This is a genomic window from Olsenella sp. An188 (assembly GCF_002160255.1).
Lineage (GTDB): Bacteria > Actinomycetota > Coriobacteriia > Coriobacteriales > Atopobiaceae > Thermophilibacter > Thermophilibacter avistercoris.
The window spans coordinates 81906-97012 of sequence record NZ_NFKF01000004.1; the positions used below are offsets into that span (position 1 = coordinate 81906).

The 15107-nt window shown below is 66.6% G+C and carries 10 protein-coding genes; 8 read left to right on the plus strand and 2 right to left on the minus strand.

The features are described 5' to 3' along the window. Positions 1–140: 140 nt before the first annotated feature. Together B5F23_RS05795 and B5F23_RS05800 are read right to left on the minus strand one after the other, a co-directional pair. The gene (locus tag B5F23_RS05795; protein WP_087352711.1) at positions 141–2036 is read right to left on the minus strand and encodes an oleate hydratase; all 1896 of its coding nucleotides are present in this window, start codon (positions 2034–2036) and stop codon (positions 141–143) included. A 172-nt stretch (positions 2037–2208) separates the two neighbouring features. Beyond that, positions 2209–2823, minus strand: a complete 615-nt coding sequence (locus B5F23_RS05800; protein WP_087352713.1) for a TetR-like C-terminal domain-containing protein — start codon at positions 2821–2823, stop codon at positions 2209–2211. A gap of 151 nt (positions 2824–2974) precedes the next feature. On the opposite strand from B5F23_RS05800, the gene B5F23_RS10055 reads away from it, so the two are divergent. From B5F23_RS10055 to B5F23_RS09710, 8 genes are all read left to right on the plus strand, one after another. Continuing rightward, positions 2975–3136 carry a hypothetical protein gene (locus tag B5F23_RS10055; protein WP_342586916.1) on the plus strand — a complete coding sequence of 54 codons (162 nt, stop codon included), beginning with the start codon at positions 2975–2977 and terminating at the stop codon, positions 3134–3136. Positions 3137–4281: 1145 nt separating this feature from the next. After that, positions 4282–4911 carry a TetR/AcrR family transcriptional regulator gene (locus tag B5F23_RS05810; protein WP_087352714.1) on the plus strand — a complete coding sequence of 210 codons (630 nt, stop codon included), beginning with the start codon at positions 4282–4284 and terminating at the stop codon, positions 4909–4911. Continuing rightward, positions 4908–5828, plus strand: coding sequence for an ABC transporter ATP-binding protein (locus B5F23_RS05815; RefSeq protein WP_087352716.1), 921 nt, complete (start codon positions 4908–4910; stop codon positions 5826–5828). The genes B5F23_RS05810 and B5F23_RS05815 overlap by 4 nt, the downstream gene beginning before the upstream one ends. Before the next feature lie 9 nt (positions 5829–5837). Then, a complete protein-coding gene (locus B5F23_RS05820) occupies positions 5838–6635 on the plus strand; it encodes an ABC transporter permease subunit (RefSeq protein ID WP_087352718.1) in 798 nt (265 codons plus the stop codon). A gap of 163 nt (positions 6636–6798) precedes the next feature. Next, entirely contained in the window at positions 6799–8751 is a 1953-nt protein-coding gene (locus tag B5F23_RS05825; RefSeq protein WP_158096128.1) for an NUDIX hydrolase, read from the plus strand. Between the two features lie 154 nt (positions 8752–8905). Continuing rightward, a complete protein-coding gene (locus B5F23_RS05830; protein WP_087352719.1) occupies positions 8906–11485 on the plus strand; it encodes a hypothetical protein in 2580 nt (859 codons plus the stop codon). Positions 11486–11587: 102 nt separating this feature from the next. Further along, on the plus strand, positions 11588–14932 hold the full coding sequence (locus B5F23_RS05835) for an AAA family ATPase (RefSeq protein WP_087352721.1): 3345 nt from the start codon (positions 11588–11590) through the stop codon (positions 14930–14932). After that, positions 14929–15075: a hypothetical protein gene (locus tag B5F23_RS09710; RefSeq protein WP_158096129.1), complete on the plus strand. Its 147-nt coding sequence runs from the start codon at positions 14929–14931 to the stop codon at positions 15073–15075. Before B5F23_RS05835 ends, B5F23_RS09710 begins: the two co-directional genes overlap by 4 nt. Positions 15076–15107 lie beyond the last annotated feature (32 nt).

The window sequence follows — 15107 nt, forward strand, 5'->3', positions numbered from 1 at the left end:
AATCCGCCAGTTATGGGGGTATAAATCGTCAGTTATGCTGAAAATGCCCCGATAAACATGGTGTTTGCCATGCTGTTTCCGATTAAGGGGTTGGGGCGCGGCGCGCGGCTGGCTTCCGCCGCGCGCCGCGCCCGCCGCCGCTAGATCGCCTCGAACTCCCTCAGGACCTTCTCGATGTCCGTCCCCTTGATCTTCTTGAGCGCCTCCTTGAGCGCAAACCGCTCGACCAGCCCGAGCTTCATGTCGGTGATCGGCTTGCCGTCGCGCAGCTTCACGCTCGCCATGAGCAGGTCGCGCACGTCAAAGACGCTGCCCCACACCTCGGGCACGCCGCGGTCAACGTCGCAGAGCGTGTAGACTGCTTCCATGCCCGTGCGCATGGAGTACTCCGTGGTGAAGATGGTGTCGCGCGGGGTTTCGGCAAACTGACCGATGAAGGCAAAGTTGACCGCGCCGTCGGGCACCACGTCGGGACGGTCCCCCGCGGCGCGCGGCATGAAGAACGCCGTGATGTAGGGCATCATGACCGGCACCGTGTTGGCGTGGTGCGCGGCGAGCTCGGGGATGCGGTCCTCGGGAACGCCCATGTGGTAGAGCCACTCCTGGCAGATCTCCTCGCCGGTGCAGTCGCGCATGGGCTTTCTCACGTAGTTGCCGGGCTCGTCGGGGAAGAGGCCGTAGACCCAGACGCACAGCTCGCTCTTGGGCTGGTCACGGAACTGCTGCTGGCGGTTGAGCGTCCAGCTCATGAGCCAGTTGGAGTCGGTGCAGGTAACGATGCCGCCGGTGACCACGTGGCCGGTGAAGGGGTCGCGCTTGCAGATCGCCTGGATGTAGGGCGGGATCTCGCCGTCGAGGGTCGTCACCGTGGCGCTCATCCACTTGGTCTTCTCGGGGTCGCCGCAGAAGGTGTCGGGACGGCCGAAGCTGGGGTCCTGCGCGGCGATGCGGCGCCACATGTCCCAGCCGCCGCCCGGGGCGAGCTCGGGCCTCCACGCGGCGGGCCGGTCCTGCGCTCCCATGGTGGAGTTCTCTACGCAGCCGCCGTTGGTGATGAAGACGAGGTCGTCCTCGGTGAGGTCGATGACCGTGGTCGTGCCGGCGGAGTCACCGCCGTCCGCGGCCGTGCGGCTCAGCACGATGCGCGTCGCGACCTTCTTCTCGGGCGAGCTGTAGGGGTTGCGCGGGAAGGCCTCCTGCTGGATGCGCTGGATGGTGTCCTGTCCGGTGCCGGTGCGCGGACGCACCGGGCCCGCGTCGCCTCCGACGGAGAACCTGACGTCCTCGACCTTCGTGTTGAAGTGGAACTGCACTCCCGCTGCCCTGAGGTACTCGATGAGGGGCAAGATCATCGACTCGTACTGGTTGTACCTCGTGAAGCGCAGGGCCGAGAAGTCCGGCAGCCCGGCGATGTGGTGGATGTAGCGCTTGATGTAGAGCTTCATCTCAAGCGCGGAGTGCCAGTTCTCGAACGCGAACATGGTGCGCCAGTACATCCAGAAGTTGGAGGAGAGCACCTCGTCGTCAAAGAAGTCGGTGATGGGGCGGTCGTAGAGCTTCTCGTCGGGCGTGAAGAAGAGCTCCATGATCTCCATGGCCGCCTTGTCCGAGAGGCCGAACTTCCCGGCGCACCCCGCGTCTTGCCCGCGGTTCTTCGTCGCGCGGCAAAGCGAGTAGTTGGGGTCCTCCTTGTTGAGCCAGTAGTACTCGTCCAGGACGGAGACCCCGGGCGTCTCGATGGAGGGGATGGAGCGGAACAGGTCCCACATCACCTCGAAGTGGTTGTCCATCTCGCGCCCGCCGCGCATGACGTAGCCGAGGCCGGGGATGTCGAGGCCGTCGCACGCGCCGCCGGGAACGCCGTCCTTCTCGAAGATGTGGATGTTCTTGCCCGGCATCTGGGCGTCGCGTACGAGATAGCACGCGGCGGAGAGCGCCGCCAGGCCCGTGCCCACGATGTAGGCACTCTTGTGCTCGATGCCCGCGGGCTTCTTGGGACGAGCGAAGGCCTCGTAGTTGCCGCTTGAGTAGTACATGGTCGCACCTTTCTTACGTGCGCACCGGGCGTGTCCGATGCGTCTGGTTCCATGGTGGGTCCGCGGCGGGCGGCACACCATGGGCAGAACGGTGCTTCTGTACGGTTTCTTATCAATGCGGCCGGATTGTACAGACGGGCGAGAAGAACGGGCGAGGCTCGCGACGCGTCCCCTACGACGTGGCTGGTCCCTCCGGCACGCTGCCCTCGCTCCCGGCGACGTAGCCGCCGGGGACCTCGAGCCGGTCGAGCGCGGTCTCGATGGCGCCGTCCGCGACGGTGGCCACCCGCTGCACCAGCTGCTGCGGGTCGTCGCGCATGTCTCGGGCGATCCAGTCCAGAACCGTTCCGATGAGCGCGTGCGCGAAGAAGCGTGCGATGAAGTCCCTGTCCTGGTCGTGCACGTGCCTGCGCGCCGCGTGCTCGTCAACCACGTCCTTCACCAGGTCGCTTACCACGGGGACGAGAAACCGCTCCACCTGCTCGCGGCTCATGTCGTGGTAGATGCTCGTGATGAAGGGCTTGTTCTCGCGCAGGGAGAGAAACGTGTCGAGGAGGCCGGTCTGCCAGGTGTCGGCGGTCTTGTTGCCGGCGATGGCCCGTGCGGCGTCCTCCGCGCACGACCACTCGACCAGGTCGTAGATGTCCTGGAAGTGATAGTAGAACGTCATGCGGCTGATGCCGCAGTCGTCGGTGATGTCTGCGATGGTGATCTTGCCCAGGGGCTTTACGAGCAGGAGGCGCTTGAGCGACTCCTCGAGCGCGCGCTTGGTGAGCTTGCTTGACATGGGGCCTCCCGATGGTCGTTTCTCTCCGTATACCCTTGGACGACGGGTGGATGTGCGGGTAACTTCGACTTCAGGGTCGACGACGGCTCCGCTCTCCCGGCGACCCGTTCGCGGCGCAATCTCGCCGGGAGGTTCCGCGCGGAGGCTCTACGTGAGCCGCGTCACGGTGAGCCACTGGGAGACGTCGAAGACCCTGCCGGACGTCCAGAGCATGCTGCTCCTTGCCAACCTCTTCGTCACGACGACCGCCAAAGCGACCGACGACGGGATTGCCGCCCTTCTCGCTGGGCAAAGTTCGGTTGTGGCCGCTTAGGAAAAACGGGTTATGGCAGCCGCGGCTCACGAGCCGCTTAAGAATCCGGGGTTGTGGCAGACGGCACTTGGGGAGTGCTTAATAAAACCGAGTTGTGGCGAGAAGAACCCTCATGTCGGCTTAACAATCCGGGGTAATAGCACGGCCCGAGGCCCTTCTCGTCTGACGAAGAGCGGGACAACCCCGGATTCCTAAGCGTCTGTACGATCCGGTTTGCCACAACTCCGGTTTCTTAAGCGGCCATGGAGGGCGCGGTTTGCCGCCAGCCATTCGGGGTCTTGGGAGGTGCTGGGTGGCCCAGGGCCTCGCACACGCGATCCATGAACCTGATGCTGCTCTCCCAGTCGTTCAGCTCGTTGCAGGTCACCTCAAGAACGCGCACGTCAGGATGGGCGATTCGGTCAAACGGCTCTGCCGGCGTAGGCAAGGCGCCTAGCCCTGAGGGCGCATCGGCAGTTGGGATCCCGCGGCAGCCATCTACACTCCGTTCATCGGGCCGCCCTCCTTCGGGCGATGCCCTCTAGGAAGTCACGCAGGCGCGAAAAGGACGTGCTCGACGTCGCGGAGATCGACCGCACGGGCTGCGACCCCGCGCGCTACGCCCGCGTGGCCGCCGCCTACGCGGCCATTCGCATCGACTGCGTGGCCCATGGGGAGTAGGTGGGCAATCTGAAGACGAGGGGGCGGGTCGCCCGCCGGCGGTGCCTCATGACGTGGGCCCTGCCCTGGGCTTCATGCCGTTTGTTGCGGTTCACCTGCTGCTCGGGCTTGCGTTCGGGGCTCTCCGTGCCGTCCCTGACGTGCTTCACCCCCTTCGTGACGAGGATCTTGGGGCCCAAGCTCACGCGGGGGCTGCCCATAACGGCGCACGGACCTACCACGATGGCAAGCGGATTATGTTCGAGCCGATCGACAATGCCCTCTTTGGCGATTTCATGCGCTTGCTCGCCATTAAGCGGCGCTCAAACCGCAGGCCTTCCCGCTAACCCCTCAGCGCGTCGTCCCTAATCGCGCTTCGTATCGTGTCGATTGAGTGGCCACCGTCGTTCGTGAGACCGCGCTTGCTTTCACCTGCTCAGGCACCCTTCCATATCTGGGTCAACGGGGTAGCCTTGTTCTCGAAAGCCAAGGGAAAGCGAGGTTCCATGTCAGGTAGGTTCGAGCGCTTCGAGAGTCTTTCCGAGGACCGCAGGCGCGCCGTCGTTGACGCGGCGGTCGAGGTGTTCGGAGGCGATGACTACGCCTGCGCGTCCACGGCGGACATAGCGAGGCGCGCGGGCGTGTCGAAGAGCCAGCTCTTCTTCTACTTCAAGAACAAAAGGGACCTCTACCTCTACGTCCTCACAGCGGTCACCAGACGCGTGGCCGACGCGGTGGTCGACGAGCGCTGGTACCAGATTGACGACTTCTTCGAGATCATGCGCTACGCCGCGACTCGGAAGGCCGCCCTCGTCAGACTGAGCCCGCGCATCATGGACTTCTTCGTCCGGGCGTTCTATCCCGGTCACAGAGACGTTTCCGGGGTGCTCGACGCCTTCATGACTGATTCCGTGCCAATCATGGTGCGAACGTACCTGGGCCATGTGCACTGGGAGCGCTTTCGGGAGGACGTCGATCCCATGCGGGTGGTGCGCATGCTCGTATGGTGCGGAGACGGCTATCTCCACGAACGGCTGCGCGGTGGAGGGGCGTTCGATATGGGGGAGATGCTCTCTGAGTTTCTCGTCTGGCTCGACTGGCTCAAGAGGGCTACGTACAAGGGGGAGTACCTATGACTGCGAACGGGGCGGGGCCTGCGATTCGCGTGCGCGGGCTCACGAAGGACTACGGGCGAGGCCGTGGCGTCTTCGACGTCAGCCTTGAGGTGGCTGCGGGAGAAGTGCTTGGGTTTCTCGGCCCTAACGGGGCCGGGAAAACGGTGACGATGCGCCACCTCATGGGATTTATCAAGCCGCAGAAAGGAATGGTTCAGATTCTCGGGCACGACTGCTTTCGGGAGCGCCCGCAGGTGCAGGCCAGCTTAGGTTACCTGCCCGGCGAGGGCGCCTGCATGCAGGAGATGACGGCGCGGTCCTTCCTCGACCTCATGGCGGGGATGCGGGGCATGCGTGACCGCTCTCGGATGCTAGAGCTCGCCGATGTCTTTGAGCTGGACCTCGGTGCGCGGATCGGCGGGATGTCCAAGGGCAACCGGCAGAAGGTCGCGATCGTAGCGGCGTTCATGGCGCGCCCAGACGTGCTCCTGCTCGACGAGCCGACGAGTGGTCTTGACCCGCTCATGCAGGAGCGCTTCCTCGACCTCATGGCGGAGGAGCGAGCGCGGGGTGCCGCCGTCCTGCTCTCCTCGCACATCTTCGAGGAGGTCGGGCGTGCGTGCGACCGGGTGGCGTTCATCCGCGCGGGACGGGTGGCCATGACCTGCACCATGGACGAGGTGCGCTTGATGCGCGGCCGCGGCTACTCGGTCGAGTTCTCGAGCGCGGCCGAGCGCTCTCGCTGGGAGCTTGCCCACGGTGCCGAGCCTGCGGAGGGGGACGCCTGCGGGGTCGAGCTTGGCGACGTGCGCGACGTGAACGCCCTCATCCGCGAGCTCTCCTCCTACGACGTGGCCTCGGTTACGTCCCGCGAGCAGACGCTCGAGGAGCTGTTCCTGCACCTGTACGAGGGCGTCGAGCCCTCGCGGCAAAGCTAGGGGGTTCCGATGATCCTTCCTCTTTTCAGGCACGAGCTGCGCTCCTGCCTGCTTCCGACCGCAATCATCTCCGCAGTGGTGATTCTCTACGCCTGCGTCATCATCGGCATGTACGATCCCGAGCTCGGTGAGTCGCTTACCCTCATGCGCGATGCCATGCCTGAGCTCTTTGCCGCCTTCGGCATGGCCGGCCAGGGGACGACGCTTCTAGAGTTCGTCGTCAACTACCTGCACGGCTTTTTGCTCGTGGTGCTTCCCCTCGTTCTCGTGGCGGTGCTCACCAGTCGGCTCGTGGTCCGTCACGTCGAGCGCGGCAGCATCGCCTACCTGCTCGCACAGCCCGTAGGGCGCACGCGTCTCATGCTCTCGCAAGCGTGCGTTCTCATTCTCTGCCTCGTTCTTCTCGCGGTGGCGCTCACTGCGTTCGAGCTGGCTACGGCCCATGTCATGTTCCCCGGCGAGCTCGTTGCCTCCGATCTCGTCGCCGTCAACGTGGCCACGTTCTGTCTGTGGCTGTTCCTCTCCGGCATGTGCTGGGCGGGGGCCTGTGCCTTCCCGAACGTCTCTGCCGCGAGGTGGGCGGGCGTTGCCGTGTGCACGCTCTTCGTCCTTGTCCAGATGCTCTCGGGGATGGGAGACGAGCTTGCCTGGCTCGCCGACGTCACGCCTCTCTCGCTCCTCGACCCCCTCGGGGTCGCCTCGGGGGAGGTTGGCGCCGTCTTGGGCACGGCCGCTCTTGCCGTCTTGGGTGTCGTGCTCTCCTCTCTGGGGATCGTCGCCTTTTCTCGACGTGATCTGAGCGTGTAGGGGCTGATCTGAGACAGCTTGCCGACCTTCCATCGGGAGCTCCCGCGTCCGACCGGCCCCCTCGGCCCGCGCCGACCTCCCTGCCATGCGATACGATTGGGTAAGCGCCGACTCCCGCGCGGCGCGGGGATCGAGGAGGTTTGGCCGACGTCTCATGGAAAGCGTGCGCGTCATAAAGGTTTTTCTCGCCTCGCCGATGGACCTCGCCGAGGAGCGGGCCGTCTTCAGGAGGGTTCTCGACCGCATCAGCGACCGCTTTGGGCGGCGGCTGGGAGCTCGCTACGACGTCGTGTGCTGGGAGAGGGACGTGCGCCCGGACTGCGCAGACGACGCCCAGGACGTCGTGAACCGGCAGGTCCCGCTTGACTACGACGTCTTTGTGGCGCTCTTCCGCCAGCGCCTCGGCACCCCCACGCACCGTGCCCCCTCGGGGACCGTCGAGGAGTACGAGCGCGCGCTCGTCTACCGCGCCGCCCGCCCCGACGTCTCCATCATGTGCTACTTCCTGGGCGACGAGGGAGGCGAGGAGATCGGGGGCCTCAAGGCTCGAATGGCGGCCGACGGCGTGCTGTTCCACGAGGCCCTCACGAGGGAGAAGTTCGAGGACGCGGTCTTTGGCCACTTCACCGACCTCCTCCTGGAGAGGGTTCAGGTGGGGAGGGGCCCGAGCGACCTCAGGCCGGACCGCTCCGACGTTGCGAGGTCGGTCTCCGTCGCGCTGCTCGACGAGCGTGACCGCGTGCTCATACTCCGTCGCCCGCCCGACGCCAAGGTAGCCCCGGGTCTCTGGCAGCTGCCCGGCGGCAAGATGGACGCGGGGGAGGCTCCCGTGGAGACGGCGGTGCGCGAGGTCGGGGAGGAGCTGGGCTTTGAGCTGAGCCCCGACGACCTCACGTTTGTGAGGACCTTCCACTCGACGTCGATCGGGAAGGGCCGCCCGCGTCCGTTTGACATGTACCTCTACCTCTACGAGCCGCGCCTCGAGGCGGGCGCGGTGCCGACGCTCAGCTCGGAGTCGGACGCCTTCGAGTGGATCGACCTCACGAGGTTCCACCTCTTTGACGGGGCGTTTCTCGGGACGAACCTGGCCATGCTGCGCGTCTTGTGGCGCGAGCTGTGCCTCACCCGGGTTCTGGGTGCCGTCCTCGAGCACTGCGAGCGCTCGGGGTCCCTCGAGCTTCCCCGGGTGCTTCCCGGGGTCTCGGACGAGCGTCTGGCGCAGACCTACGCCACGCTCTCGCTGCTCGGGCTCGCCGAGGTGGGCCGCGGCGCCCGCATGACGGGCGCGACCTCGCTCAAGGTCCTCGCGGCGCTCTGCGACCTATCCCGTTCTGACGGCTCGGTCTTCGACGACTCGCACATCGACGTCGTGTCCCGGTTCGGCCTGGGGGACGCGGACTGCAGGCTGCTCCGTGACCACTTCGAGCGCGCGCTCTACTCCCACGAGTCACTGCTCGTCTCGCTCTCGTGCAAGACGCAGACGAGAAACAGCGTGCGCGACGTCTGCGACGTCCTTCTGTTCGGCCGTCTTGACGAGCGCCTGTACCTGCTGCTCAGGTGGGACTTCCACGCAGGCAAGTACCAGATGTTCGCGTCGGGCACCCCCGCTCCCGGGAGTGCGTCGTTCCGCGAGCGCGCGGACCACGTGGTCGCGCGCCGGCTGGACAGCTCGGTCTGCAGGCAGCTCGACCACCTGCTCGCAAAGAGCTTCACGACCTACCACCTGAGCGCGGGGAGCGTCGACGACGACCCCATCCTGCGTCGCTACGACGTCGACGTCTCCGCCTCCTCGGTCAGGGCCGGAAGGGAGGGGGACTTCCTCCGCGCGGTCCGAAACGTCAACAGGGCCGCGCGGCTCGCCCTGGAGTTTGGCTGGAGCTTCTCGACAGACGAGCTCAAGGAGCTGGGGTACTTCTCGTGGTGCGCCCTCGACGACCTCCTGGAGTGCGCCACGGAGTACCGGGGCCGCCCGGTGCGCGGCTTTGCGGAGATCATGCAGCACCTCAGCACGGCGGAGGTCGTGCGCCTCGCGTCCCGCCCGGTGGCGCTCGAGCCTGCGGACCTCGACGACGACCTCGACGTCTGCATCGAGTTCGCACGGGCCAAGCGGGCCTAGGGCAACCCGGGCCCGGCCGCGCGCGGGGACCGGGCGACCAAGACGTCCCGTTTGGGGAGAAGTGCCCGCGGACGCGAGCCGGGCCACGTATCATGGCCAGTAGGCGAATGACGCGCGTCTCGCTCCTTCCGGGACGCGGAGAAAGGCGGTTCGGATGTCTGAGGGTGCGGGGCTCTATGTTGCGGACGGGCTCTTTCTTGGCGACGCCGTACTTCTCGCCTTCATGGTCGTCGGCGTCGTCGCGGCCCTCGTGCCCATGACGCTGCTCTCTCGCTCGCCGGACGGAAGGCGTCACGTGTCTGATGTCCTCCTGGGCCTGCTCGTTGGCTTCTTCATCCTCACCTTCGTGCTGCTGGTCCCCGTCATCTGGGTGACGCAGGGGGGAGACCCGCTGCTCGCCTTCCTTCGCACCACGTTCCTCACCATCCAGAGCCCGACGCTCAACAGCGGCGCTGCCGACGTGGTGGGCGGCCTCCCGACGAGCTGGGTCGGGAGCGCCTACTGCGTCCTTCTCAACGTCTGCTACGTTGCGATGCCCCTGCTTGCCATCTCGAACATCCCGGACCTGCTGGGGCACCGCCTCTCGAGGCTGAGGTACTGGGCCATCTGCCGGTGGGGCGTCCGCGGGCGCAGCGTCTATGTCTTCAGCGGGCTGGGAGACCGCGAGATGTCCCTTGCCGGGGAGGTGCTCTCGCGCGCGGGAAAGAGGGGGGCCGCCGGGAGGGCAGGGCGTCCCGTCGTCATCTTCGCCAACGTCTCTCACGTCGAGAAGGACGAGTTCAGCGACGCTCTTATCGCCATCGACAGCGCCGACCTCCACTGCCTCGAGCAGGGCTTCTCCGACGTCGCCCTCAGGCTCTGCAACCCCATCCGCTTCAAGACGTGCTCGCTGTTCGCCCTCTCCGACGACGCCACGAGAAACGTGGCAAAGACCTGCACGGCGCTCGCCAAGCTCAGGGGGACTACCTCGACGGAGGGCGGAATCGAGCTCCCCGGGACCAAGGCCTTCCTCCAGTCCGCAAACGTCTGCGAGGGGACCGCGGCCGACGGGGACCTCCCCGTCAACCGCGTCAAGTTCTACGTGCGCATCGACTCGCCCGACGACCAGCTCGTCATAGACGCGGCCAACACGTCGACGGGGGGCGCGGAGGGCGTCTGCCCGCTTCGCGTGCGTACGCTCAAGGAGGAGTCGCTCGCCGCGTTCTCGCTGCTGCGTCGCGCCCCGCTGTACCGCGCGCTCTCCGACGAGCCGGCGAGCTGCGTCTCCCTGCGGCCGTCCGTCGCCCAGGAGCTCAACGTGCTCGTGCTCGGCTCCGGATCGTTTGCCGAGGCCATGGTGCTGAACGTGCTGTGGGCCGCCCAGATGCACAACGTGCTCCTGCACGTGACCGTCGCGGGGGAGGGCGTCGCCGAGATGGAGGCGCGCATGCGCATGCGCTACCGCGGTCTCTTTGAGATAGACGAGCACTTTGGCGCCGGGTACACGCAGAGAAACCTCTTTGACCTCTCGTTCGTCCCGTGCTCCCTGCGTTCCCCGGAGCTCTACCGCAGCGCGCTCGGCCCCCTGGCGGCCTGCGAGCACCTCTACCTCATCGTCGCGCTCGAGGACGGGGACGCGGCAAACCACGAGATCGCCCTCAACGCGCGCCTCTTCTACCTCGACTATCACGTAGGCGAGGCCGAGCCGCCCATCGTCCCCACGATCGCCGCCCTCATCAAGGACGAGTCGATGGCGCGTCTCGTCTCCGGGAAGCTTGACCTCGGCACGAAGTCCTACGGGATCGTGACCTTTGGCTCCGACCTGTTTGGCTACGACTCGGTCCTCTCCTCCGACCTCGAGCGGGAGGCGCAGAGCGCCGACGACGTCTACGGCTACGTGTGCGGAGTCGGCGGGGTCTTCCACGACGAGAGGGCCAACCCCGACGATGTCCGCACCCTGGTCGTCGACATGCTGGAGAACCCCCCGCGAGGCGGCGTCCGGTCTCAGGACATCAGCTCCGCGCCGCAGGTCATGTACCACTCGAACCTCGCGCAGGCGCTGCACGCAGAGTACAAGGCGTGGGCCATGGGGCTCGACTCTGGGGAGGGCGTGCGCGCCAACGCGGGCCTGGAGATCTCTGCGGAGGTCGTCGAGCGCATGGCGCAGATCGAGCACAATCGCTGGTGGGTCATGTACCTGACGTTTGGCTACACCTATCTGACGCCCGACCAGCGGCAGAGGTTCTCCTCGGTTCTCGGGGTCGATTTCGCGAACAAGAACCGCCTCCGGAAGCTCGACGAGGTGCGCAAGCACGCGCTTCTCTGCCCCTGGGAGCGGGTGTGGGACAACTACGCAAGCGCGGTGGGCGGCTTTGCCTACCGCCTTCCCGCGACGTTGGGGGAAGGCTCGACGCGCCTCGTCCTGCGGGTGCGCGGTGGTGCCCCCGACCTCGAGGCCATCAGGCTGCAGCTCGTCACGCAGCGGGACCACCTCGTCGTCGACTCGTGGGACGCCGGCTCGTCCCCGCACGCCGTGCCCTCGCTCCCGGCGGGCAGCTACCTGGTCCACCCCGTCTCCGCACCCAGCGGCTTCCAGGTCGCGGACGACGTCGAGGTCGTCGTGGACGGAAGGGACGAGGAGCTCACCGTCGACCTCTCCCTTCCCGACTGCTCCCCGCTCGTCAACCCGGCCGTCTACGACATGGCCTTCTGCTGCTCCATCTGGTGGCATCGGGCCAACGGCCTCTGGCGGTAGCCGGTCGCCCGCCGCGACGCCCCGGCCGGCCGGGATGCCGTATGCTAACCTGAAAAAGCGATGCGGGCGCCAGGGCGCCCTTCGTCCCAAAGGGGGCTTGTCATGGCAATGACCGGCGAGCAGATCTCCCAGCTCCTCTCATCCCTCAAGGTGTCGGACACGGCCGCGCTGCAGCTTGCCTGCGAGCTCTATCGGGCGCACGACGCGGAGCCCCTCGACATGGACATCGAGTCCGCGCCCGACGGCGCGTTTGCCTACCACCTCAAGACGGACTCCATCACCCGCCGCCTCGGAGACTGCGCCCTGCTCAACGGCGCGCTCGAGCGCGGGAGGGGCGTCGTCATGGGGCCCGCTCACAAAGACCTCAGGTGCTCGCACCGCAGCTGCGGGTTCTCCGTCTGCCCCGTCGCCCTGGCGGCGTGCTTCGCGCTCCACGAGGCCCTGCTGCCCCAGAGCGAGATTCCCCTGCTCGCAGAGGCGGAGGGGCGCCGGGCGAGAAGAACGCGCGCGGGGCGTCAGTTCGTCGAGAAGTGGGAGGCGCTGACCGTCGACTCCGAGCGCGCGCTTCACCTGCTCGTGAGCGAGCGCGAGAACGACTTTGCCGGCATGGTCGTCGCCGACGACGACTCCTACCGCGCCGACTTCGTCTCGGACGTCGCCGATCTTCTTGCCACGCTGGGCAAGATCGAGCGAGGGTCCGTCCGCAAGGTGCGCGCGATGTCGCTCATCAACCAGGTCGACCAGGAGAAGTTCACCTTCATCTCGACGGGGGACGAGAACCTCCGCCCACGCACGCTCTACGTGATCGACCGCCTGGGGGACTTCGTGTCCTTCAACCGCGCCGACCTCATCAAGGACTACGTGATCGAGCGCCTGGGACGCATCGTCGACGACCGCTACGTCCTGCTCGTGGGAACGCGCGCCGAGCTCATGCGCTTTGCGGGCCTTTCGAGCGCGTTTCACTTCACGTACGAGCTGAACCGCATCGAGCTGGGGTACATGACGCCCGACCGCGTCTTTGACCACTACCTCGAGGACCTGGACCAGCCCCTGCGCGACGAGGCCCTGCGCGACGCCACCTTCCGGGACCGGTTCTGCTCCTTCGTGGCCTTCAACGCCGACGCGCTCCCCTTCAAGGGACGCGAGCTCGCCGATTACCTCGCCAAGGGCTCGAACGCGGCCGGCAGACTCGACCTTCCCCGCAGCAGGTACCAGAGCTCCTCGCTCGAGGAGATGCTCGACGAGATTGTGGGCCTTGACGACGTCAAGGAGACCGTTCGCAGACTCGAGCGATTCGCCCTCTTCAGGAAGACGGCAGAGGCTCGCGGCGCCAAGCTGCCCCCCGCCAACTTCCACATGCTCTTCACGGGCAACCCCGGCACGGGCAAGACGACCGTCGCCCGGATGGTGGCCACGATGCTCTACAAGATCGGCATCACGCGCCAGAACGTCTTCAAGGAGGTCACGGCGAAGGACCTCATCGGGGAGTACGTGGGGAGCACGGCCCCCAAGACGGCGGCGGTCGTGGGCGAGGCGATGGGGGGCGTCCTCTTCATCGACGAGGCCTACGCCCTCGCAGGCGGCAAGGGCGAGCTGAGCGGCGCGGACTACGGCGCCGAGGCCGTCGCCGAGCTCATCAAGGCGATGGAGGACCGCCGGGACGAGCTCGTCGTCATCTTTGCCGGGTACGAGAAGGAGATGTCCGACTTCATCGAGACGAACCCCGGGATCTCGTCGCGCATAGGCTACAAGTTCCGCTTTGCGGACTACTCGACCGACGAGCTGCTCCAGATCTTCAGGAGGGACCTCGCCGTCGCGGGCTTCGACTACGACGGGGACGCCATCGACCCGGTGCTGCGCGAGACCTTCGACTACCATCGTCGCTTCCGCAGCTTTGGCAACGGGCGCTTCGTGGGAACGCTCGTCCAGAAGGCGCTCGTCAAGCACTCGAACCGCGCGGCCCAGGGCGTGGTAGCGCCCGAGGACACCATGCGCCTCTCGCTGGAGGACGTTCCCACGCGCCAGGAGCTCTTCGACATCCAGGACTGGCAGCCCCGCCCCGCCCGGGAGCTCCTTGCCCCGCTCGTTGGGATGGCGGAGCTCAAGGAGAAGATCTCCGAGCTCGAGCGGGTCGTCTCGTTCCACGAGAGCGGAAACCGCTCGGGCCTCAGGATGCCCCCGATGAACCTCAACATGGTCTTCACCGGAAATCCCGGCACGGGAAAGACCACGGTGGCCCGCATCATCGGCCAGGTTCTCTACAACGTCGGGGTGGTTCCAACGAACCGGTTCGTGGAGGTCGAGGCGAAGGACCTCACCTCGTCGCTCGTGGGCGGCAGCTCCCGGGCGGTGGAGGAGAGGCTCAAGGCCGCCGCGGGCGGCGTGCTCTTCATCGACGAGGCGTACGCCCTGCTCGAGACGAGCGCGGGCGCCGAGGTCATAGCCCAGCTCGTCAAGGCGATGGAGGACCACAAGGGCGAGCTCTCGGTGATGTTTGCGGGGTACGAGGCGGAGATGCGCAGGTTCATAGACCTCAACCCCGGCCTCGCGTCGCGAATCGGCTACACGTTCCACTTCGAGGACTACGGAACAGACGAGCTCGAGGAGATCTTCGAGCGCAAGATGACGAGCTATGGCTTTGCGCTCTCCGACGAGGCGCGCGCGGCCACCCGCGAGATCTTCCGGTACTTCCACAACGTGGAGCGCTTCGGCAACGGGCGCTTCGTCGACAAGGTGGTCCAGGAGGTCATCGCCAGGCGCTCGGAGGGCTCGTCCGACGACCCGGCGGCCATCGGGGCGGGGGACGTCCCCTCGATCGAGAGCCTGTGCAAGACCGTCTCGGTTCCCGTTCTGAGCCCGGACGACGCCTTCTCCGACGAGTCCCTGCGTCGCGTGGCGATTCACGAGATGGGCCACGCGACCTGTCGCCTCGGCCTCGTCGGCGAGACGAACATCATGGTCGTGACCGTGGAGCGCGAGGCGAGCGGGTCGCTCGGCTACGTGCAGCACAAGGCGTCCGCGACGGACATGCCGACGGCGGTCTACTTCGAGAACCGGATCGCGGAGCTCATGGGCGGCATGGCCGCCGAGCACCTCTACTACGGGGACTACTCCGCGGGCAACTCGTCAGACCTGCGCATGGCGACGACGCTCGCGCGCGACTACGTGGCCCGCTACGGGATGTCGCCGGCGGGCTACGTCCAGTACGTCGACGACGCCTCCGCAGGCTCCGGGCGGACGGAGCTCGTCGACCTCCCGCGCGAGGTGCGCGACGAGATGAACCGCGTCATGGGCGAGGCGTTCTCCCGTGCGCAGGAGACCATCAAGGCCCACAGGGAGACGTTCGACCGGCTGGTGGAGGTTCTTCTCGCCGAGCGAACCATATCGGGCGAGCGGATCATGGCCCTGTGGAGCGAGCTGAGCGGGAAGGAGGGTGATGCCCGATGAGCGAGAAGGGCTCCGAGGACCTCGAGCGGGCGCTTGCCGAGCTTTTGGGCTCCTCGACCAAAAAGAGCGGGGACGGCGCCGGGGAAGAGGGAGAATTCATGGACAGGCTGCGCGCGTGCGAGACGGAGGTCAACGGGCGCTGACATGACGCCCGGGCGCGCGAGCACGAGTGGCG

What these genes read in the sequence shown, in the direction of transcription:
- B5F23_RS05795 (WP_087352711.1), bottom strand. Translation starts at nt 2,036, where the DNA reads ATGTACTACTCAAGCGGCAACTACGAGGCCTTCGCTCGTCCCAAGAAG.
- B5F23_RS05800 (WP_087352713.1), bottom strand. Translation starts at nt 2,823, where the DNA reads ATGTCAAGCAAGCTCACCAAGCGCGCGCTCGAGGAGTCGCTCAAGCGC.
- B5F23_RS05810 (WP_087352714.1), top strand. Translation starts at nt 4,282, where the DNA reads ATGTCAGGTAGGTTCGAGCGCTTCGAGAGTCTTTCCGAGGACCGCAGG.
- B5F23_RS05815 (WP_087352716.1), top strand. Translation starts at nt 4,908, where the DNA reads ATGACTGCGAACGGGGCGGGGCCTGCGATTCGCGTGCGCGGGCTCACG.
- B5F23_RS05820 (WP_087352718.1), top strand. Translation starts at nt 5,838, where the DNA reads ATGATCCTTCCTCTTTTCAGGCACGAGCTGCGCTCCTGCCTGCTTCCG.
- B5F23_RS05830 (WP_087352719.1), top strand. Translation starts at nt 8,906, where the DNA reads ATGTCTGAGGGTGCGGGGCTCTATGTTGCGGACGGGCTCTTTCTTGGC.
- B5F23_RS05835 (WP_087352721.1), top strand. Translation starts at nt 11,588, where the DNA reads ATGGCAATGACCGGCGAGCAGATCTCCCAGCTCCTCTCATCCCTCAAG.
- B5F23_RS09710 (WP_158096129.1), top strand. Translation starts at nt 14,929, where the DNA reads ATGAGCGAGAAGGGCTCCGAGGACCTCGAGCGGGCGCTTGCCGAGCTT.